Below are 19,054 nucleotides of genomic sequence, written 5' to 3'. Positions count from 1 at the left end.
GGGAATGGTGTTGCCTGTTGAACATAACATTCTTCCCGGTCTAGCTTGCTGCGGCGCACAAAGGGGACGGGACATGGACTACGACATGCTGGTCATCGGCAGCGGCCCTTCGGGGCGCCGCGCCGCGGTGCAATCGGCCAAGCTCGGCAAGTCGGTGCTGGTGGTCGACAGGGGCCGGCGCCTTGGCGGCGTCTCGGTGCATACCGGCACCATCCCGTCGAAGACGCTGCGCGAGACGGTGCTCAACCTCTCGGGCTGGCGCGAACGCGGCTTTTACGGACGCGGCTACCGGGTCAAGCAGGACATTTCGATCTCGGACCTGGTCGACCGGCTGCACAAGACGCTCGACCATGAGGTCGAGGTGCTGCAGCACCAATTCATGCGCAACACGGTGAAGAGCGCGCGCGCCGCGGTGAAGTTCCTTACGCCGAACAAGGTCAGCCTGACCGCCGACAATGGCGACTATAGCGAAGTCGGATTCGCCAACGCGCTGATCGCCGTCGGCACCAGGCCGCACCGCCCGGCCGACGTGCCCTTCGACAAGAAGCGCGTCGTCGATAGCGACGAGATGCTGGAGCTCCATCATCTGCCGCGCACGCTGACGGTGATCGGCGCCGGCGTCATCGGCGTCGAATACGCTACCATCTTTTCCGCCCTCGACGTGCCGGTGACACTGGTCGAGCCGCGCAACACCATCCTCGACTTCATCGATCGCGAGATCGTCGACGACTTCATCCACCAGATGCGCGACCGCGGCATGACCATCCGCCTCGGCAGCACGGTGAAGGAGATCGCCTCGAAGCCCGACCATGCCGAGGTGACGCTGGCCGACGGCCGCACCATCCGCTCCGAGATGGTGCTCTACGCCGCCGGCCGCACCGGCAACGTCGCCAGCCTCGGCCTCGACACGGTCGGCATCGAGGCCGACGCCCGCGGCCGCATCAAGGTCGATCCGCAGACTTTCCAGACCAGCGTGCCGAACATCTACGCGTCCGGCGACGTTATCGGCTTCCCGAGCCTGGCTTCGACGTCGATGGAGCAGGGCCGGGTGGCGGCTTGCCACGCCTTCGGGGTTCACCTGCCGCCGCCGCCGGAGAGCTTTCCCTATGGCATCTACGCCGTGCCCGAGATTTCGACGGTCGGCCTGTCGGAAGAGCAGGTGCGCGACAGCGGCGCAGCCTACGAGGTCGGCTTGGCGCGCTTCCGCGAGACCTCGCGCGGCCACATCATGGGCGTCAGCAGCGGTTTCCTGAAGCTGTTGTTCTCGGTCGAGACGCGCCGCCTGCTCGGCGCCCATATCGTCGGCGAGGGCGCCACCGAGCTCATCCATATCGGCCAGGCGGTGATCAATCTCGGCGGCACGGTCGACTTCTTCGTCAACAACACCTTCAACTACCCGACGCTGGCCGAGGCCTACAAGATCGCCGGCCTGGACGCCTGGAACCGGATGGGACATGGGTGAGGGGGATCGGGCGAGGCCGGTCGAGTAGCCCCCTCGACGCGTGTCTGGACGATGTTCCTATAACATGCCGGGATGGTCTCGATCGTTGATGGCCGCACCGGGCCCGCCTGGCCCAGTCAGGCGACCGCGACAGGCGCTGCCAGCCACTGCCGCAGGATCGCGGCGTCCGCATCGCCAAACTCGTGGCCCGAGGCAACAATGCGCGCGTCAACCTCGGCTTGGCGTTCGCTGAACAGCGTCACCAGGGCAGGGGCGAACGGGCCATAGGTCTGGTCGGCGGCACCGGCAATGATCAACACGCGGCTGCCGCCGAGGTCGGCCGTCGGCGAGATGTCGAGCACCGGCATCGCCCTCAACAGCGCCGCCTGTCTGACAATGCCGGGATGGAGCAGCATCAGGCTGGAGACGACATTGGCGCCGTTCGAATAGCCAAGGAAGGTCGCGCGTTGCAGGTCGAGCCGCTGCACCTCCGCGACGTCCGTCACGAACTGGGCATAGGCGGCCGTCTCGGCATGAATGGAGACCTGCTCGAAACTGGTCGGCGTGATTCGCTCGAACCAGCGAAATCCGTCCTCCTGTGGAATGCGGCCGCGCGCCGCGACGATCACCGAACGCGGCGCGATCTGCCTTGCCAGCGGCAGCATGGTCGTCTCGTCGACACCTGACCCGTGCAGCACGAACAGGCACTCGCCGCTTGCGTTCGCCGGCCTCAGCAGACGGTAAGGAAAGGCGAGGTCCCGGCGCAGGATACTGTTTTTATCGCTATATTCGGAAGCGCTCATATCCATTTGATTCCATAAGAGATTTATTGATTTGCCGGCTTCAAAACGGAATATTTTCGCGCTCCGCGAAAGTTGATTGAACCAGGCGCAATTCGGGCCGTTTTTCCGCCGATACACTCCCCCGTGGGAGGAATCGAAGCGGTGCGCCCCGGGGGTCGCATTTGCTGGCTATGAACAACCAGCTTTGAGGCCTTTTGTCGATGACCACCCCTGTTCCCAACGACCGCGATAAGCGTGTCGGAGAGCGCGATACGCGCATCAACGATCGTGACACACGTATCGATCGTGACACGCGTATCGACGTGCTGCGCGCGCTCGCGCTGCTCACCATTTTCGTCGACCATGTGCCTGGCACCGTTTTCGAGAACTGGACCTACAAAAATTTCGGCTTTTCCGACGCGGCGGAAGCCTTCGTGCTGATTTCCGGCATCTCGGTGGCGCTGGCTTATGGCACGAAGTTCAAGCCGGGCGGCCGGTTGCTCGCGACCTTGAAGATGTGGCGGCGCGCCGGGGTGCTCTACATCTCCCACATCGTCATCACGATGGTGGTGATCGCGCTGTTTAGCGCCGCCGCGCTGTTCGCGCACCGGCCGGAAATGCTGGCGATGATCAACATAGAACCCTTGATGCGCAACACGCCGCAGGCCCTGCTCGGCATCGTCACGCTCGGCCACCAGCTCGGCTACAACAACATCTTGCCGGTCTATGCGGCGCTGCTTCTGGCGGCGCCTGCTTTCGTGCTGTTCGTCAGCTATCGGCCCGTGCCGGCGCTGATCGCGTCCGGCCTGCTGTGGCTCGTCGCCGGCATCTGGCAGATCGCGCCGCCGAACTATCCGGAGCCCGGCCTCTGGTTCCTCAATCCGCTGTCCTGGCAGTTCCTGTTCAACATAGGCCTTGCCGCCATGCTGCATGTGAAGCGCGGCGGGCGCATCCCGGTCAATCCGTGGCTGCTTGGCGCCGCCGGCATCTATGTGGGCGGCGCGGCGATCTGGGTGCACACTCCGCTCTGGGGTCAGATCACCTGGTTCAACCTGCCGGTGGTGATCGGCGGCTTCGACAAGACCTTCCTGTCGCTGCCGCGGCTCTTGCACATTCTTGCGGTCAGCTACCTGATCGTCGCGCTGCCGGCGGTCTCCAACCTCTTCCGCGTCCGGCCCGACAATCCGCTCGCGATCCTGGGCAAGCGCTCGCTGCCGGTGTTCATCGCCGGCACGCTGCTCGCCATGGCGGCGCAGGTGCTGAAGCTGATCAACCCGGGCGGCCCGGCCTACGACACGCTGCTGATCGCGGCAGGCATCGCTATGCAGCTCGCGCTTGCGCTCTACCTCGAATGGCTTGCCAGCCTCGGCCCATCCCGCGCCAAGCCGGTGCGCGAGGAGCCTGCGCGTGCGACATTCGGCGTGCAGCCGCTGCCGGCGCGGGCGGGCGGCTACTGACCGCAGGGCAAAGAAATGCCTACGATCTATCCGAATTGCCTCAGCCCGCTCAGGCTTTCGGTGCCGGCCCGGTCGAACCTCTGACGACGAACTCGACGCCCATCGTTTCGCGCCGCACCGCGCCATCATGGTCGAGAATCATGCGCGCGGCGCGGCGGCCGATCTCGGTGATCGGCTGGGCGATGGTGGTCAGCGGCGGTGTGGACAGCGCGCCGTCCGGCACACCGTCAAAGCCGACAATGGAGACATCGCCGGGAACGTCGAGCCCCCTTGCTCTTAGCCAGTCGATGGCGATCAGGGCCATGCGGTCCGACATCGCCAGGATGGCGGTCGGCGGTTCGCCGCTGGCGAAGATCGCCTCGAGGCCGGCCCTGGTGCTTTTTTCCTCGTTCTCGGTCTCATAGACCGGGATCTTCGCCGTATCGATGCCGAAGCGGGACAGCTCCTCGAAATAGCCCGCAAGGCGATCGCGCGTTCCGGTGTAGACCGCGCTGCGCACCACCTCCGGCGTTACGAAGCCGGTGCGATTGTCGGCAAAGCCCAGCGACAGGACGGCGAAACGGCGATGGCCAAGCTCGGCGAGATGGCGCGCGGCGAGCCTGGCGCCGGCGACATTGTCGACGCCGATGGCCGATACGGTCTCGTCCTGGAAGCCGAGCTCAAGCGCGACGAAGGGCAACCTGCGCTCGCGCGTCAGGTCGACAAGCCGCGAGCCGCCTTCGATGCAGAACAGCACAAAGCCGTCGACAAGCGCGCTCTGAATGTTCCAGGCGAGCTTTTCCTGATTGGCGGCCGAGACCAGCGCGATGCCCGCGCCGGTGGCGTCGCAGGCTTCAGAAATGCCGGCCATCATCACGCGGGCGAACGGATCGTCGAAGAAGTAGGAGAGCGGCTCGGTCGTGGCGACGCCGATGGCGTTGACCTTGCCGGCGCGCAGCAAGCGGCCTTTCGGGTCTGGACCGGCATAACCCATCTGCTCCGCCACCGCCTTGACCCGCTCGCGCACCTCGGTGCGCACGATCTCGGGGCGGCTGAAAACATTCGAGGCCGTGCCATGCGAGACGCCGGCGGCCTTGGCGATGTCGGCCAGCCTGATCGGTCTTGCCTGGCCTTCGAGGAGTGATGCCATGTCGTTCCTCCGAATCCGGTCACGGGAAGAACATGACCGCTGAATTGTCGCTGGTCATCTAACATTTTTGTTGGATCGATTCAAATTCCGCTTGACATCGCGTGATTGAGGCCTATGATTTGAATCGATCCAAGTCATCCGCTTTTTTTTGACGGAGCGGTTTCAACAGGAGGGTGCCATGCATCCGGTGAGTTACTTGTTCGAGGACATTTACGGCAACGACTGGGGCATCGCCTCGGCCGCCATTAGCCAGAAGCGGCGCGGCAGAGCGGGTCCCTGGCGCCGCGAACCGCGCTTCCTCGTGGAGCGCAAGCGCGGCTGAACCGCGGCCATTTTTCGGTCCACCAATTGGATCGATTCAACTTGAGGAGAAGCAGTCATGCATCCGATTGGTCATCTGTTTCAGGATATCTACCGCAACTATTGGGGGATCACGCGTAGAACCGAGCAGCCCGAGCGGCGCCGCGCCAACGACCTGCCTTCGCGCAAGCGCAAGCGGCGCGCGAGTTAAAAACGCTCGCCGGAAATACCTACGGTCGAGGACGCCACAGCGCCGAGACGGCGATCGCCACCCAGCCGGCGATCAAAAGTGTACCGCCGATCGGCGCCGACATCGGGAACAGCCGCGAGCCAAGAAAGTCGCGGGCGAGAAGATCGCCGCAGAACAGAAGCAGGCCCGCGAGCAGGACGAGGCTGGCTATCTTGAGGCAGCGATTGCCGCCGGCAAGGCCGATGGCAAGGAACGCCGGCGCATGCATCAGCAGGAAATTGGCCGCCGTGCCGGTGAAGGCGGCGCCGCGATGCGCGGCCGCCGCCGACAGCGCCACGCCGGCCGCGCCGACGAGGCCGGCTGCCAGCACGAGGATCCGGCTCCCGCCGTTTGATACTTGCCCGGTAAGGCTCATCCTGGATCTCCATGTAGCGGTTGAGGTGGAGGCGCCGGTTAGGATTCGCCGGCCTCAACCAGCATATGCCGCGCCCGGCGCGACTGGACAATCCAGTTGTAGGCAGCACCCAGCGCCATCAGCGCCGCCGTGCCCAGAAACACCGAGCGCATGCCGAAATGCCCGCCGACGAAGCCGCCGGACAGCGGCCCCGCGACCTGGCCGACATATTGCGCCGAGATTGCCAGGCCAAGCACATTGCCGCCGATCCCGTCAGGGATGTTGTGGCGGATCACGCTGGTGATGCAGGGCAACAGTCCGCCCAGCGCCAGGCCCATCAGGAAGCGCAGGCCGATCAATTGCCAGCCATTGGTGACGTAGGCTTGCGGAATGAGCAGCAATGCCGAGACGGCAAGGGCACCGACCACGACGTTCCAGTGACCGACGCGGTCGGCGAGTTTCCCCAGCCAGGACGAGGACAGGATGGTACCCAGCGCCGCCGCGGACATGACGACGCCTGCGACCATGGTCACCTTGCTCTGGTCCTCAATGAGTTGCTGCACATAGACGGTGATGATCGGCTCGATCGACATGGTGGCGAAGGCGAGCAGCATGCCGGTGGCCAGCATGGCGACGATCGGCCGCTTGTCCAGGATCTGCGACCAGCCGCTTTTCGGCTTCGTCGTCGAGGCGGGCTTGGGCGCCGGTGGGTTCTCCTTGATCAGGAAAGTCGTCGCCAGGAAGGCCAGGAAAATGACGGCGCCGGACAGCAGGAAGGTCGCGCGGATGCCGATCAGCGGCGGCAGCAGGCCGCCCAGCAGCGGTCCGACCAGCGAGCCCGCCGTGATGCCCGCCGCCAGCACGCCCAGCGCCCAGCCGGAGCGCTCCTTGGGCGTCTGCATCGCCACCAGGATCGTCGAACCCGATGAATAACCGCCGGCAAAACCGATCAGCAATCGAAGCAGCACCAGCTGCCAGACGCTTTCAACCATGCCGGTCAGCGACATGCAGATCGCCATGCCGAACGAAGCGCGTACCAGCATCAGCTTGCGGCCGTAGCGATCGCCCAGCCGTCCCCACAAAGGCGCGACCAGCGCGGCCGCGAAGAAGGTCGCGCCATAGGCGATGCCCGACCACTGCACGATCGCCGCGTGGCCCTCGGCGCCGAGCTGCTCGACGTAAAGCGGCAGGAACGGAAGAAGCAGCGTCATGGCGACAAGCGTGCTGAACGAGCCGGCGAAGCAGACGGCGAGATTGCGTCGCCAATGGATGTTGAAGCCGCTCTGTTCGGGTTCCTTGGGCGTCATGTCATGCGTACCAATGCTGGGGTTGTTGCGGATACCAATTTGGGATACCAAGCTGGTATCCGTCATGGACCTGACACCGGCCGCTGTCAATGCGGGCGCTGTCAGCGCGGCTTGGAAAACGGGACGACAAATGTCGCAGATGCAAAATGTCGAAAGACAGCTTCGCGAGATGATCCTTGGGCTGGAGATCGGCCCGGGCGAGCGGCTGACCGAGCGCTGGATCGAGAGCCGCTTCGGCGCGTCGCGCACGCCGGTGCGAGCCGCATTGCTGCGCCTGGAGACGGAAGGGCTGATCGGCCGCGACGGCCGCGGCTGGACGGTGGCGCCGATCAACCTTGCCGAACTCGGGCAGATCGCCGTCTACCGCGAGGCGGTCGAAGTCGCGGCAGTTCGCCTCACGGCGGCGCTCGAAGACCGTAGCGACATCGACATGATCGCGGCGATGCTCGATTCCTGCGATGCCGGGACGCCGCGCGAGGAGTGGCATCGCGTCGGCATGGATTTCCACATCGAGCTGGCAAGGCTTTCCGGCAACGAGTTTCTGCTCCGGGCCGTGCGCGACGCGATGACCAGGCTGTCGCGTGCGCGCTGGCTGGAGGTGCGCGATGAGAAGGCGCTCGGCCGTGCCTGGGCCGAACATCATGCCATCCTCGCCGCCGTCAGGAGCGCCGATGCCGATGAAGCGGCGCGGCTGCTTTCCGCTCACATCGCCGGCAGCCGAGATCGGCTGGTCACCTCATTGCATGACGACCGGCGCGGTTTGCGCGCACGCGGGTTTGCCGTGGTCGCGGCTTGAGGGAAAGCGTCAACACAACGCCGGTTGCATTAGCGGGCTTGCAACATGGCCGGGAGAATGCTGTAGGAGACGAGGGGAACTTGCTGAACTCGCGGACGTATGGCCACACTCTCTCGAACCGCCGCAAAGCTGTTCTATTACGCGCGCAATTTCGCGCGCGACCGCGCACCGCAGTCCCTGTTTCGCGACCGCCTCGCCAGCCGGCTTGAACAGGCCATGCTTTCGGGCAAGACGGTTCGCGAGCGGCTGAACTACTACAACAAGCTGGAACACCCGTTCGTGCCCAGTCCGGACGCCATGGCCGTCGGCAAGCTGCCGTCCTCTTCCAGCATGTATTATTACGACCTCAAGGAATTCGCGCGCTATTTCGATCCCGGCCTGCTGATCGATTTCGAATTCGGCGACGTTGTTGGGGTTCCGGAGTTCCCGAGGATCGTCAAGGACCGGCCCATCGGCGGCGACAATGCGAACGGCGTGCTGATGAAGCTGAACAAGTTCCGTCACTTCTACATGCCCCCCGACAAACTGTCTTTCGCCGCCAAGCGTCCGATGGTGGTCTGGCGCGGTCATCTCAACAATCCGATTCGCACCCGCTTCGTCGAAAAAGCCGCCGACCTGCCGATTTGCGATGCGGGTTCCCACAGGGCCGATGCGCCGGACGGATACCGCAAGCCGTTCCTGAACATCGAGCAGCAGCGGCAGTATCGCTACATCGTCTCGCTCGAAGGCAATGATGTCGCGACGAACCTGAAATGGATCATGAGCTCCAATTCACTCTGCCTCATGCCGGAACCGACCTACGAAACCTGGTTCGCCGAAGCCCAGGTCGAGCCCAACGTCCATTACGTGCCGCTGCAGCCGGATTTCTCCGACCTGCTCGACAAGGTGGCCTATTTCGAAAAACATCCCGACGAGGCTGGGCGGATAACAGCCGCCGCCAATGCCTATTGCCGCAGATTCGGCAATGAGCAGGACGAGCAGGCGATCTCGCTGCTCGTCCTTTATAAATATTTCGTGCTGAGCGGACAGGTAAAGCCCGACGCGGAAGTCTGGCGCTTTATCGCCGGCTGAGCGTTTTAAGCGTGAGAGCGGTCGAGCACCTCGTCGGCCGGCCCGAAACGATCCCTGGCCGTGAACTGCTGGTGCCAATAGGGATAAAGCACCGGCGGCCGGCTGACGACGTCGAGACGCTGCCGTTCGTCCTCGGTGAGCGACAGGCTTGCCGCGGCGAGGTTGTCCTTGAGCTGCGCCTCGTTGCGCGCGCCGATCACCAGCGAGCTTACGGCCGGCCGGCCGAGCAGCCAGGCAAGCGCCACCTGCGCGCCCGACACGCCGCGTGCCTTGCCGATGAAGTTGAGCACGTCAACAATGCGCCACAGGCGATCCTCATCGCGGATCGGCGGTTCCGTCCAGCCGCCGATCTGGCGCGCGGTCGGGCTGTCGCGATGGTATTTGCCGGAGAGCAGTCCGCCGGCAAGCGGGCTCCAGACGAGCACGCCGAGGCCCTGGTCGACCGAGATCGGCAGCAATTCGTATTCGGCCTCCCGCGCTTCCAGCGTGTAGTGGATCTGCTGAGTGATGAAACGGGCCTGATGGCGGCTGTCGCTGACGGCAAGGGCCTTCATTACCTGCCAGCCCGACCAGTTGGAGCAGCCGATATAGCGGATCTTGCCCTGATTGACCAAGGTGTCGAGCGCCGCGACCGTCTCCTCGACCGGGGTGAGCCCATCCCATTGGTGGACGAAATAGACGTCGATGACGTCGGTCCTGAGCCGCTTCAGGCTCTTTTCGCACTCGCGGATCAGATGATGGCGCGACAGGCCTTCGTCATTGGGGCCGGTGCCGATACGCATGCGCGCCTTCGAGGCGATCAGCACATCGTTCTTGCGCTTGCCGCCAAGCGCCTCGCCGATGATCTCTTCCGACAACCCGCTGGAATAGACGTTTGCGGTGTCGATGAGGTTGATGCCGGCATCGATGCAGGTGTCGATGATGCGTTTGGCTTCCGAAAGATCCGAATTGCCGACGGCGGCGAACGGACCGGTGCCGCCGAAGGTCATGGTGCCAAGCGTCAATGTCGAGACTTTCAAGCCGGATCGGCCGAGCGTGCGGTATTCCATGTCGGTCCTCGCAATTTGTTTTGAAGAAGCGCCGTGGCGAGCGCCGGAAAGAGCGAGGGATTTGTAGGACAATTCCCGCCGCTTGTCGCCCGCTATCGATACGGGGTCGATCACATATCTTCCATATCGATGCAGCTGCCGGGCGATTGCAATAAAACCGTCATTGCGCCTCTGTATCTCAGTCGGCTTACGGAGCGTCCGGCCGGGGCTTCCGAAGCGGTGATGGCTGACAGGCAGACGGAGCAGCGCGATGAATGAACTGATACCGAATTCCGGGGCCAAGGACTGGCTGGAGGCCGAGCTCGAGGATACGCTCGACGAGGACTATGAGCTGGAGCTGTCCGAGCCGGCGCTCTCGCTCGAGATCGCCAAGATCTACAAGAAGTCGCATCCGCCCTCCATCGAGCGCATGACCTATTTTCGCGAGCTGCTCAGGCTGCAGTCGGAGCTGATCAAGCTGCAGTCCTGGGTCGCCTACCACAAGAAGAAACTGGTAGTGGTTTTCGAAGGCCGCGATTCCGCCGGCAAGGGCGGCGTCATCAAGCGCATCACGCAGCGGCTCAATCCGCGCATCGCCCGTGTCGTGGCATTGCCGGCGCCGACCGAGCGCGAGAAGTCGCAATGGTATTTCCAGCGCTACGTGCCGCATCTGCCCGCGGGCGGCGAGATCGTGCTGTTCGACCGCTCCTGGTACAACCGCTCCGGCGTCGAGCGGGTGATGGGCTTTGCCAATGGGGACCAAGTCGAGGAGTTCTTCCGCGACGTGCCCGAATTCGAGCGCATGCTGGTCCGTTCCGGCATCACCCTGGTGAAATACTGGTTCTCGATCACCGACGAGGAGCAGCAGATGCGCTTCCTGATGCGTATCCACGATCCGATGAAGCAGTGGAAGCTCTCGCCCATGGACCTGCAGTCGCGTGTGCGCTGGGAGCAATACACCAAGGCCAAGGAAGAGACCTTCGCCCGCACCAACATTCCGGAAGCGCCCTGGTTCATCGTCGAGGGCAACGACAAGAAGCGGGCACGGCTGAACTGCATCGACCATCTGTTGCAGCAGATGCCTTATGAGGAGGTTCCGCACGAGGAAATCACGCTGCCGGAGCGCGTCTTCAATCCAGAATATGAGCGCCAGGTCCTGCCGCGCGAACTCTACGTGCCGGAGAAGTATTGAAGAGTCTTTCCTTCTCCCCTTGTGGGAGAAGGTGGATCGGCGCGCAGCGCCGAGACGGATGAGGGGTGTTGGAATGAGGCGGTGACGATTTCCAGTTCGTTGCCAAGCTGGAGCACCCCTCATCCGACCTCGCTTCGCGAGGCCACCTTCTCCCACAAGGGGAGAAGGAGAAGCCTGGCCTACGCCCGCCCGATCATCACATGCGTGGCATCCGCCGTGGCAACCTGTTCCATGCACTGATACCCCAGCTTCAGCATATCGAGCCCGGCGAACAGATGCTCGCCCGAGCCGAGCAGGACAGGCGAGATGGCCAGATGCATCTCGTCGATCAAGCTCTCCTGCAGATACTGCCGAACGGTCGAGACGCCGCCGCCGACCCGCACATCCTTGCCGCCGGCCGCTGCCTTTGCCTGTTCGAGCGCCGAATGGATGCCGTCAGTAACGAAGTAAAAAGTCGTGCCACCTTCCATCTCGATCGGTGCGCGTTTGTAGTGCGTCAGCACGAAAGTCGGTACATGATAGGGCGGGTTGTCGCCCCACCAGCCTTTCCATTTGTCGTCCGGCCATTCGCCGCGGCTCGGCGCGAACATGTTGCGGCCGAGGATCCACGCGCCGACATTCTCGAAGCTGCGGACCGCAAAATCGTTGTCGGTATCCGTGGTCCCGCTATCTTTGCCGATCATCTGGTGGAAAGAGCGGGTCTTGATCATCCATTTGTGCAGATTTTCGCCACCGACGCCCAGCGGCGTGTCGAGGCTTTGGTCGGGACCGGCGCCGTAACCGTCGAGCGACAAGGTGAAAGCGTTGACACGCAACTTGGACATGGCTGCCTCCTAAACCAGTTGTAATTCGAAATCAGTCTTTGGGATAGCTTAACTGATTGCGTATTGCAAGCAGTTTTATTCCAGCAGGCTGACGACTTTCAGATGGGCCATCCTGCCGACCCGGTTGTTCCTCGAGGCGATCTGTGACAGCGTTTCTCCGGTCAGGGTAACGTTATGCCTGCGCGATGACCGCTCGACCCCAGGATCAGAAGTTTGCCATACGGGTGCTCACACCGCAGTTGTGGCCCGCGCTCGAGGACCTGTTCGGCGAAAAGGGCGCGGCGGCGGGATGCTGGTGCATGTACTGGCGCATCGGCGCCGGCTACCGCAAGCAACCGGCTGATCGCAACCGGTCGGCGTTCAAGACGGTGGTGGAAAGAGGACCGCCGCCAGGTTTGCTTGCATTCGAAAGGGAAAAGGCCGTCGGCTGGTGTCAGATAACGCCGCGCAGTGCCTTGCCGCATCTGGGCAGGGTCTGGCGGCTGAGGGCTGGCGACGATGTGCCGGTATGGTCGCTGTCTTGTCTCTATATTCGCATCGGCTATCGCAGGCGAGGGATCGCCACCGCATTGATCGAAGGCGCGGTGGCGCTTGCGTTCAAGAGCGGCGCGCCAGCCGTGGAGGCCTATCCGATAGACGCGGAGCTGTCGCCCAGTGCGTCAAGCAGCGGCTATGTCTCGACCTTCGAGCGCATGGGTTTCGTCCGCGTGCCGTCTCCAACGAGGGAACGGCCAATCATGCGGCTTACCCGCACGAAAACCGAGCGGGCGTTCGAGGCTAGCCCCTCAGCATCTCCGCCACCACCGGCGCGAAATAGGTGAGCACGCCGTCACAGCCCGCCCGCTTCAGCGCAAGCAGCGATTCCAGCATCGCCTTTTCGCCGTCGATCCAGCCATTGGCGGCCGCTGCCTTGATCATCGAATATTCGCCCGACACTTGATAGGCGAAGGTCGGCATCCGCAGCTCGTCCTTCAGCCGGCGGATGATGTCGAGATAGGGCAGGCCGGGCTTGACCATCAGCATGTCGGCGCCCTCGGCGAGGTCCTGCTCGGCCTCGCGCACGGCCTCGTCGGAATTGGCGTGGTCGATATAGTAGGTCTTCTTGTCGCCCTTGAGCAGGCCGGCCGTGCCGACCGCCTCGCGATAGGGTCCGTAGAAGGCCGAGGCGAACTTCGTCGCATAGGACATGATCGCCACGTCCTGGAAGCCGTTGGCGTCGAGCGCGTCGCGGATGGCGCCGACGCGGCCGTCCATCATGTCGGACGGAGCGATGATATCGGCGCCCGAGGCGGCCTGAATGACGGCAGCCGCGGCGACCTGCTCCACCGTCTCGTCATTGACGATGATGCCGTCGCGCAGGATGCCGTCATGGCCGTGGCTGGTGAACGGGTCGAGCGCCGCATCGGTGATGATGCCGATCTCCGGCACCGCGTCCTTGATGGCGCGCGTGGCGCGGTTGATGACATTGTCGGGGTCGAGGATGTGCGATCCGGTCTGGTCGCGCAGCGCAAGCTCGACATTGGGGAAGGTGGCGATGGCCGGGATGCCCAGCTTGGCCGCGCGCTCGGCTTCCTTCACCGCGAGGTCGAGGGACAGGCGATAGACGTCCGGCATCGCGGCGATCGGCTCGCGCGTGTTCTTGCCGTCGATGACGAAGATCGGCCAGATCAGGTCGTCCACCGAAAGCTGGTTCTCCTGCACCAGCCGTCGCGACCAGTCGGCCTTGCGCATGCGCCGCAGCCGCCGGCTGCCGGTGATCTCATCGACGCTGCGCGCGCCGGCGGGCTTTGCGGGAGTGAATTTGTTCATCGCCGAAACTCTCTTTTGCGCCGGCTTTTACCACGCGTCTCCGCTGCTGACCAATGCGACGCGATTGTGCCAGCGTCGAAGCGCGAGTTCCTCGCCCCTGCCAAAGGCGGGGGAGAGGTGGCCGCGAAGCGGACGGAGAGGGGGCCTTCGTAGGGCGCTCCCCTCTCCGTCTCGGCTTCGCCGAGCCACCTCTCCCCACTGCGTGGGGCGAGGAACCCTCACGGCTGCCCGTGCCCCGACAAGATCTGCGCCGCGCCCCTGATCGCCACACGGAACGCCTCGTCGAAGCTGACGCCGCGCGCCTGCCAGCGATAGGTCCTGCCGCGATCGGCCAGCCGCCAGTCGGCGATCCAGCCAAGCTCCTTGTCGCTCCACACGATGCTGCCGGCGAGCGCCCGGGCCGCTCCCGCTTTCTTCGCGAGCTTGTCGAGCTTTGCCATATCGGCGGCCGCGAGCGCCCTTTCGTCCAGGCCGCCAAGCTGGCTGGCCTTTGGAAAGACAATGCGCATCAGCAGTGGACTTGTGGCGTTGGCGAAGGATTCCCTCATGGTCTTGCCCAGGTCCTCATCCGCCGTCAGCACGAAATGCCGCGAGCCCTGCTCGGCGGTCATGAAGACGGCGATAGGCGGCCGCTCGCCGAGCCAGGCCCTGCTGCCGAGCTGCGCCAGCAGCTTGTCGATGACAGCTGGCTTGTAGAGGCAGGTGAGATCATGCGGCCTGTCATGCGTGCCTTGCTCGTCATGGATCGGGATGCCTTCGAGGCGGTCGTGATAGCGGAAGGACTGCACGAAGTCGGCCGCCTTGTCGCGCAGAGCCAGCATCTCCGTCTTCTGCGTCAGGCGCTGGTCGCCCGAGACCTTGACCAGCACCTTGTCGAGGCAATCCTTGAAGCCGATCTCGCGATTTGCCTCGCCGGTGCCGGTGACGATCGCCTGCGCCTGGTAGAGCTCGGCGATTGTCGCGGCGCGGACGGGCAGTCCCAGACATAGGAGACCGACCAATCCAACCGCGAAGCGGGAAATTCCAGGCATGTCGATCTGCTCGAAACCTGTCGGGCGCGGGCACAGTGCTTTGCCGGTTACCTAACATCTGGCGCTGCCGCCCGCCAGCGCAAGGAGCGCCCCCCAGTAACCGCCGCCATTGACGCGTCTCCATGCCGCCTTTAGCACTTCTCTCCCCCGGCGGGCGGAGAGAGGGATTCTCTGGTGATGGATTTTGGCGGAGGCGACGAGATCCGCTTCGAGCGGCTGGGCAGAGCGGGTGTGGTCACTTTGACCCGCCCCAAGGCTCTCAACGCCGTCACGCACAACATGGTCAAGGCGCTCGGCAGGGCGCTCGACGCCTGGGAGCAGGACACGGGCGTCGATGTCGTCGTCGTCAAGGCCAAGGGCAGGGCGTTTTCCGCCGGCGGCGACATCCTGCATATTTACGAGGCCGGCCGCGCCGGCGAACCTCCGGTCGATTTCTTCGCCGACGAGTACCGGCTCAACGCCCGCATCGCGCGCTTCAAAAAACCTTATATCGCTTTGATCGACGGCATCGTCATGGGCGGCGGCGTCGGCATTTCCTTCCATGGCTCGCATCGCGTGCTGACCGAAAACGCGCAGTTCGCCATGCCGGAGGTCGGCATCGGCTTTTTCCCGGATGTCGGCGCCAGCCATTTGCTGCCGGATCTCGGCGGCTCCTTCGGCATGTATCTCGGGCTGACCGGAAATCGCATCCGCTACGGCGATGCGCTGTGGTCGGGGTTGGCCACACACACCATCAAGGCGCAGGACCAGGTGGGCTTGCTCGACGAGCTGGCGACCAGCGACGATCCGGATGCCGAGCTGCGCAATTTCTCCGTCCCGGCAAAACGCGAGACGGAGCAGCAGGACCTGGATTCGATCGCACGCCATTTTTCGCAAAGCTCGCTTGCCGATATCATCGCCAGCCTCGAGGAGGCCGCCGCCGGCGATGCTTTCGCCGCCAGGACGCTTGCCATGATCAAGACCCGTTCGCCGACCAGCCTAAACGTCGCCTGGCGCGAGATCAGCGCCGGCTCGACACTGTCGATGGACGAATGCATGAAGATGGAGTTCCGCATCCTCAACCGCATGCTTGCCGGCCATGATTTCTATGAAGGCATCCGCGCCGCCATCATCGAAAAAGGCTCGAAGCCCGAGTGGCGGCCCGCACGCCTGGATGAGGTCCGGACGGCCGACATCGACGCCTATTTCGCGCCGCTCGGGGACAAGGAGCTTGTCCTGTGAGCGAGGTCACCTCCAGGCGCGTGGTGCTGCAGCCCTCGACCACCGAGGTCATCTTCGCCTGGTTCCAGCGCGTCATCGCCGGCTACTGCCTGTTGTTCGGCATCCTCTATTGGATCCGCCTCATCGGCATTTATCCGGGCGAGATGTGGCGCTTCGACCTGATGCCGGTGCACTGGCAGGTGGCGGCGGCTATGCTCGCGGTGTTCTTTCCCTTCGCCGCCGCCGGCCTCTGGATGCTGGCATCGTGGGGGCCGGTGATCTGGTTCATCTGCGCCGCGACCGAGACGGTGATGTATGCCGGTTTCCCCGATCTCTTCGGCCACCGGCTGCTGATTGTCGTATCGCACGCCTGCGTGGCCTTGCTCTACATCGTCTTTCGCGTCACCATCTGGCTGCAGAAGCGCCGGCTCCGCCAATGAGCATGATGCCGAAAAGTGTGAAGCGGTTTTCGGACGATATCATGCTCCACCCATAAAGCCGGCCGAGGGCCGGCCTTCGGGGCCGATTTCGCGGCCCCGTTTCACTGGAAAATCAATTGGCTAAATCTTTAGGTTAATTGTTCTTGCTCGGGTGACCGATCGTTAAGCGTCTTCCGAAACCTCTTACCGGTAAGCTCTTGTTAGCCCTGGCGTTTAAGTCGAATTTTATGAGTATTCGATAGTGTCGCGATCAAGGTGAAAAACAAAAAATCACCAAGGCGACAAACGAGAGGCAAAGACAATGATCAATTCGCGTCCGGCGGCGAAGACCGCAAACGTATCCGACGATCGCCGCGAGGCTATCCGCTCGCTTTACATGGAATCGCTGCAGCTGGTGGAGCGTCTGCACCGCCGCCTGCTTGACGTGATCAAGGACGAGTTCGACCGCAACGGCCGCTCCGACATCAACGCCATCCAGGCGCTGCTGCTCTTCAACATCGGCAATTCGGAGCTGACCGCCGGCGAGCTGCGCTCGCGTGGCTACTATCTCGGCTCCAACGTCTCCTACAATCTGAAGAAGCTGGTCGACCTCGGCTTCATCAACCACCAGCGCTCGCGCATCGACCGCCGTTCGGTCCGCGTCTCGCTGACGCCGAAAGGCAACGAGGTGGCCGACGTCGTCGCCGGCCTCTACGAGCGCCATGTCGGCTCGATCGAGGCGGTCGGCGGCATCAACACCGACGAGTTCAAGCAGATGAACCGCGCGCTGCAGCGGCTCGACCGCTTCTGGAACGATACGATCGCTTACCGGATGTGAGCGCTTCGCAATTGGGGACGGGAAAGCCGCGCCGAAGAAGCGCGACCGGGAGAAGAGTAGGGGATCGGTGCTTGAAGCGCACCGGTCCTATCCTTTTGGCGAAGGCGGGCATCTGCGGGAGTTTGACCGTCGCTCTGCGCATTGAAGCTCCGCGCCTGAAGGGCAGGGTGCTTACTTCGCAAGGACGCGCCAGCTCGCGCGATGCAAAAAAGCATCGCCGCCCTTCCTTTCACCTTGCCGCCGCATGCAAATCGCGGGCCAAGGCCACGTTGCCGCCATAATCGCGGTCAATGCGGTTTGTGAGTGACGCTGCGGGCCTGTACCTTGCGCTCCTTGGAACCTGCGTTGCGGCAGCGCGTTTCTGGCGGCCGACCGATGCGGGTCATGGTTGGCGAATTGTTAAGTTTGCCACCCCTAGAGTGCGGACAAGCCGCCCGGCAAGCGATTGAGCGAGAGCGAATAGCCAAGAATGTCTGCCATGAGAACCAGCCGCCGTTTCTTCCTCACCGGAGCCTCCGCGCTTGCCGCCGCAATGGTCGCCGGCCAAGCGAGCGCCCAGGACGTGATCGGGGACATCCTGAAATCCTCGACCCGCGGCAACTGGGACGACCAGTTCGACGCCCGCGGCACCGACACCAACAAGGTCGCTTCGACGCTGCCGATCTTCAGCCTGCAGACGGTGGCCTTCACCGAGCAGGCGGTGGCGCAGTACCAGAACATCGTCTCCCAGGGCGGCTGGGAGCAGGTTCCGGCCACCAAGAAATTGCAGCTTGGCGACGACGATCCGGATGTCGTGCCGTTGCGCAAGCGCCTGATGGTCTCGGGCGACCTGCCGCAGAGCGCCGGCATTTCGACGGCCTTCGATTCCTATGTCGACTCGGCGGTAAAGCGCTTCCAGCTCCGTCATGGCCTGCCGGCCGACGGTGCCATGGGCAAATACACTTATACGGCAATGAATGTCTCGGCGCAGATCCGGCTCGGCCAGTTGCAGACCAACCTGCAGCGCCTGAAGGAAAAGGCCGGCACGCTGGGCGACCGTTACGTGCTGGTCGACATTCCGGGCGCCCAGGTCGAAGCGGTCGAGAACGACCGCGTCGTGCTGCGCCACACCGCGATCGTCGGCAAGATCGACCGCCAGACGCCGATCGTGAACTCGAAGATCAACGAGATCATCGTCAACCCATACTGGAATGCGCCGGTCTCGATCGTGCGCAAGGACATCATTCCGCTGATGCGGAAGGACCCGAACTACCTCAAGGACAGCCACATCCGCCTGTTCGCGCCGGATGGCAGCGAGGTCGATCCGATGACCATCGACTGGTCGACGGACGACGCCGCGAAATACCGTTTCCGCCAGGATCCCGGCGCCGGCAACGCCATGGCCTCGGTCAAGATCAACTTCCCGAGCCCGGACGGCGTCTACATGCACGACACGCCGCAGCAGAGCCTGTTCGGCAAGCTGATGCGCTTCGATTCCTCCGGCTGTGTGCGTGTCCAGAACGTGCGCGACCTCGTCACCTGGATCCTGCGCGACACGCCCGGCTGGGACCGCCAGCATTTCGAGGCAGCGATCAAGACCGGCGAGAACACCCCGATAAATGTGGTCAACCCGGTGCCGGTTCACTTCCTCTATCTGTCGGCGTGGTCGACCGCCCCGGGCGTCGTGCAATTCCGCGACGACATCTACGGCCTCGACGGCGCCAGCGAGCTGCAGATCAGCTCCGCGCTTTAAGCATTCGATCTAAGAAGAAAAAGGCCGCTCTCGTAGCGGTCTTTTTTGTTCAGGCCAGCCGCAGGGTTTGATCAGGGATCGAACTCGGCTTCAGACTGGCGGGCATCGAGGCTG

Annotated in this window: 20 protein-coding genes; 12 read left to right on the top strand and 8 right to left on the bottom strand. The window is 63.6% G+C overall.

The window, feature by feature from the left end; all coding sequences use genetic code 11:
- Positions 1–73 precede the first annotated feature (73 nt).
- Positions 74–1,462: a Si-specific NAD(P)(+) transhydrogenase gene (gene sthA, locus LB552_RS16985; RefSeq protein ID WP_224608500.1), complete on the top strand. Its 1,389-nt coding sequence runs from the start codon at positions 74–76 to the stop codon at positions 1,460–1,462.
- Positions 1,463–1,578: 116 nt separating this feature from the next.
- On the opposite strand, the gene LB552_RS16980 is transcribed toward sthA, so the two are convergent.
- The gene (locus tag LB552_RS16980) at positions 1,579–2,244 is read right to left on the bottom strand and encodes an alpha/beta hydrolase (RefSeq protein ID WP_224608497.1); all 666 of its coding nucleotides are present in this window, start codon (positions 2,242–2,244) and stop codon (positions 1,579–1,581) included.
- Between the two features lie 200 nt (positions 2,245–2,444).
- Here LB552_RS16980 and LB552_RS16975 point away from each other — a divergent pair, with 200 nt between their 5' ends.
- Complete coding sequence (locus LB552_RS16975; protein WP_224608495.1) at positions 2,445–3,680, top strand: OpgC family protein; 1,236 nt, start codon at positions 2,445–2,447, stop codon at positions 3,678–3,680.
- Between the two features lie 49 nt (positions 3,681–3,729).
- Here LB552_RS16975 and LB552_RS16970 read toward each other — a convergent pair whose 3' ends face one another.
- Complete coding sequence (locus LB552_RS16970) at positions 3,730–4,809, bottom strand: LacI family DNA-binding transcriptional regulator (protein WP_224608492.1); 1,080 nt, start codon at positions 4,807–4,809, stop codon at positions 3,730–3,732.
- 178 nt (positions 4,810–4,987) lie between these two features.
- Between LB552_RS16970 and LB552_RS16965 the strand changes: the two genes are divergently transcribed.
- Positions 4,988–5,131: a hypothetical protein gene (locus LB552_RS16965; protein WP_224608489.1), complete on the top strand. Its 144-nt coding sequence runs from the start codon at positions 4,988–4,990 to the stop codon at positions 5,129–5,131.
- 57 nt (positions 5,132–5,188) lie between these two features.
- Positions 5,189–5,320, top strand: coding sequence for a hypothetical protein (locus tag LB552_RS29660; RefSeq protein ID WP_263481655.1), 132 nt, complete (start codon positions 5,189–5,191; stop codon positions 5,318–5,320).
- A gap of 19 nt (positions 5,321–5,339) precedes the next feature.
- Here LB552_RS29660 and LB552_RS16960 read toward each other — a convergent pair whose 3' ends face one another.
- Together LB552_RS16960 and LB552_RS16955 are read right to left on the bottom strand one after the other, a co-directional pair.
- Entirely contained in the window at positions 5,340–5,714 is a 375-nt protein-coding gene (locus LB552_RS16960; RefSeq protein ID WP_224608486.1) for a DUF423 domain-containing protein, read from the bottom strand.
- Between the two features lie 38 nt (positions 5,715–5,752).
- The gene (locus LB552_RS16955; protein WP_224608483.1) at positions 5,753–7,000 is read right to left on the bottom strand and encodes an MFS transporter; all 1,248 of its coding nucleotides are present in this window, start codon (positions 6,998–7,000) and stop codon (positions 5,753–5,755) included.
- A 130-nt stretch (positions 7,001–7,130) separates the two neighbouring features.
- Between LB552_RS16955 and LB552_RS16950 the strand changes: the two genes are divergently transcribed.
- Both LB552_RS16950 and LB552_RS16945 read left to right on the top strand, forming a co-directional pair.
- The gene (locus LB552_RS16950; protein ID WP_224608480.1) at positions 7,131–7,796 is read left to right on the top strand and encodes a GntR family transcriptional regulator; all 666 of its coding nucleotides are present in this window, start codon (positions 7,131–7,133) and stop codon (positions 7,794–7,796) included.
- Positions 7,797–7,895: 99 nt separating this feature from the next.
- On the top strand, positions 7,896–8,867 hold the full coding sequence (locus tag LB552_RS16945; RefSeq protein ID WP_224608479.1) for a glycosyl transferase family 90: 972 nt from the start codon (positions 7,896–7,898) through the stop codon (positions 8,865–8,867).
- 5 nt (positions 8,868–8,872) lie between these two features.
- Here LB552_RS16945 and LB552_RS16940 read toward each other — a convergent pair whose 3' ends face one another.
- Entirely contained in the window at positions 8,873–9,916 is a 1,044-nt protein-coding gene (locus LB552_RS16940) for an aldo/keto reductase (protein ID WP_224608475.1), read from the bottom strand.
- A gap of 250 nt (positions 9,917–10,166) precedes the next feature.
- On the opposite strand from LB552_RS16940, the gene ppk2 reads away from it, so the two are divergent.
- The gene (ppk2, locus tag LB552_RS16935) at positions 10,167–11,087 is read left to right on the top strand and encodes a polyphosphate kinase 2 (protein ID WP_224608472.1); all 921 of its coding nucleotides are present in this window, start codon (positions 10,167–10,169) and stop codon (positions 11,085–11,087) included.
- A 179-nt stretch (positions 11,088–11,266) separates the two neighbouring features.
- Here the strand turns inward: ppk2 and LB552_RS16930 are convergent, their stop codons facing one another.
- Positions 11,267–11,911, bottom strand: coding sequence for a dihydrofolate reductase family protein (locus LB552_RS16930; protein ID WP_224608469.1), 645 nt, complete (start codon positions 11,909–11,911; stop codon positions 11,267–11,269).
- Between the two features lie 185 nt (positions 11,912–12,096).
- Here LB552_RS16930 and LB552_RS16925 point away from each other — a divergent pair, with 185 nt between their 5' ends.
- Entirely contained in the window at positions 12,097–12,732 is a 636-nt protein-coding gene (locus LB552_RS16925) for a GNAT family N-acetyltransferase (protein ID WP_224530715.1), read from the top strand.
- Here the strand turns inward: LB552_RS16925 and hemB are convergent.
- Positions 12,689–13,720 carry a porphobilinogen synthase gene (gene hemB, locus LB552_RS16920; protein WP_224608465.1) on the bottom strand — a complete coding sequence of 344 codons (1,032 nt, stop codon included), beginning with the start codon at positions 13,718–13,720 and terminating at the stop codon, positions 12,689–12,691. The two genes, LB552_RS16925 and hemB, sit on opposite strands and share 44 nt — an antisense overlap.
- Positions 13,721–13,938: 218 nt before the next feature.
- Entirely contained in the window at positions 13,939–14,751 is an 813-nt protein-coding gene (locus LB552_RS16915; RefSeq protein ID WP_224608461.1) for a DUF2066 domain-containing protein, read from the bottom strand.
- Positions 14,752–14,928: 177 nt separating this feature from the next.
- Between LB552_RS16915 and LB552_RS16910 the strand changes: the two genes are divergently transcribed.
- The 4 genes from LB552_RS16910 (at position 14,929) to LB552_RS16895 (ending at position 18,940) form a co-directional block, all read left to right on the top strand.
- Entirely contained in the window at positions 14,929–15,972 is a 1,044-nt protein-coding gene (locus tag LB552_RS16910; RefSeq protein ID WP_224608458.1) for an enoyl-CoA hydratase/isomerase family protein, read from the top strand.
- Complete coding sequence (locus tag LB552_RS16905) at positions 15,969–16,391, top strand: DUF6163 family protein (protein ID WP_095767691.1); 423 nt, start codon at positions 15,969–15,971, stop codon at positions 16,389–16,391. Before LB552_RS16910 ends, LB552_RS16905 begins: the two co-directional genes overlap by 4 nt.
- Positions 16,392–16,692: 301 nt before the next feature.
- Positions 16,693–17,208, top strand: a complete 516-nt coding sequence (ldtR, locus tag LB552_RS16900; RefSeq protein ID WP_040983294.1) for a transcriptional regulator LdtR — start codon at positions 16,693–16,695, stop codon at positions 17,206–17,208.
- Positions 17,209–17,686: 478 nt separating this feature from the next.
- Positions 17,687–18,940, top strand: coding sequence for a murein L,D-transpeptidase (locus LB552_RS16895; RefSeq protein ID WP_224608456.1), 1,254 nt, complete (start codon positions 17,687–17,689; stop codon positions 18,938–18,940).
- Positions 18,941–19,054: the final 114 nt, after the last annotated feature.

It is taken from the genome of Mesorhizobium sp. CA7 (genome assembly GCF_020165015.1).
Lineage (GTDB): Bacteria > Pseudomonadota > Alphaproteobacteria > Rhizobiales > Rhizobiaceae > Mesorhizobium.
Note: the sequence above shows the minus strand (reverse complement) of the source record. Positions and strands in the feature narration are given on the sequence as shown.

What these genes read in the sequence shown, in the direction of transcription:
- LB552_RS16940 (WP_224608475.1), bottom strand. Translation starts at nt 9,916, where the DNA reads ATGGAATACCGCACGCTCGGCCGATCCGGCTTGAAAGTCTCGACATTG.
- LB552_RS16945 (WP_224608479.1), top strand. Translation starts at nt 7,896, where the DNA reads ATGGCCACACTCTCTCGAACCGCCGCAAAGCTGTTCTATTACGCGCGC.
- LB552_RS16955 (WP_224608483.1), bottom strand. Translation starts at nt 7,000, where the DNA reads ATGACGCCCAAGGAACCCGAACAGAGCGGCTTCAACATCCATTGGCGA.
- LB552_RS16975 (WP_224608495.1), top strand. Translation starts at nt 2,445, where the DNA reads ATGACCACCCCTGTTCCCAACGACCGCGATAAGCGTGTCGGAGAGCGC.
- LB552_RS16910 (WP_224608458.1), top strand. Translation starts at nt 14,929, where the DNA reads ATGGATTTTGGCGGAGGCGACGAGATCCGCTTCGAGCGGCTGGGCAGA.
- LB552_RS16965 (WP_224608489.1), top strand. Translation starts at nt 4,988, where the DNA reads ATGCATCCGGTGAGTTACTTGTTCGAGGACATTTACGGCAACGACTGG.
- LB552_RS16915 (WP_224608461.1), bottom strand. Translation starts at nt 14,751, where the DNA reads ATGCCTGGAATTTCCCGCTTCGCGGTTGGATTGGTCGGTCTCCTATGT.
- hemB (WP_224608465.1), bottom strand. Translation starts at nt 13,720, where the DNA reads ATGAACAAATTCACTCCCGCAAAGCCCGCCGGCGCGCGCAGCGTCGAT.
- LB552_RS16950 (WP_224608480.1), top strand. Translation starts at nt 7,131, where the DNA reads ATGTCGCAGATGCAAAATGTCGAAAGACAGCTTCGCGAGATGATCCTT.
- ppk2 (WP_224608472.1), top strand. Translation starts at nt 10,167, where the DNA reads ATGAATGAACTGATACCGAATTCCGGGGCCAAGGACTGGCTGGAGGCC.
- LB552_RS29660 (WP_263481655.1), top strand. Translation starts at nt 5,189, where the DNA reads ATGCATCCGATTGGTCATCTGTTTCAGGATATCTACCGCAACTATTGG.
- LB552_RS16980 (WP_224608497.1), bottom strand. Translation starts at nt 2,244, where the DNA reads ATGAGCGCTTCCGAATATAGCGATAAAAACAGTATCCTGCGCCGGGAC.
- LB552_RS16970 (WP_224608492.1), bottom strand. Translation starts at nt 4,809, where the DNA reads ATGGCATCACTCCTCGAAGGCCAGGCAAGACCGATCAGGCTGGCCGAC.
- LB552_RS16925 (WP_224530715.1), top strand. Translation starts at nt 12,097, where the DNA reads ATGACCGCTCGACCCCAGGATCAGAAGTTTGCCATACGGGTGCTCACA.
- LB552_RS16930 (WP_224608469.1), bottom strand. Translation starts at nt 11,911, where the DNA reads ATGTCCAAGTTGCGTGTCAACGCTTTCACCTTGTCGCTCGACGGTTAC.
- sthA (WP_224608500.1), top strand. Translation starts at nt 74, where the DNA reads ATGGACTACGACATGCTGGTCATCGGCAGCGGCCCTTCGGGGCGCCGC.
- ldtR (WP_040983294.1), top strand. Translation starts at nt 16,693, where the DNA reads ATGATCAATTCGCGTCCGGCGGCGAAGACCGCAAACGTATCCGACGAT.
- LB552_RS16895 (WP_224608456.1), top strand. Translation starts at nt 17,687, where the DNA reads ATGAGAACCAGCCGCCGTTTCTTCCTCACCGGAGCCTCCGCGCTTGCC.
- LB552_RS16960 (WP_224608486.1), bottom strand. Translation starts at nt 5,714, where the DNA reads ATGAGCCTTACCGGGCAAGTATCAAACGGCGGGAGCCGGATCCTCGTG.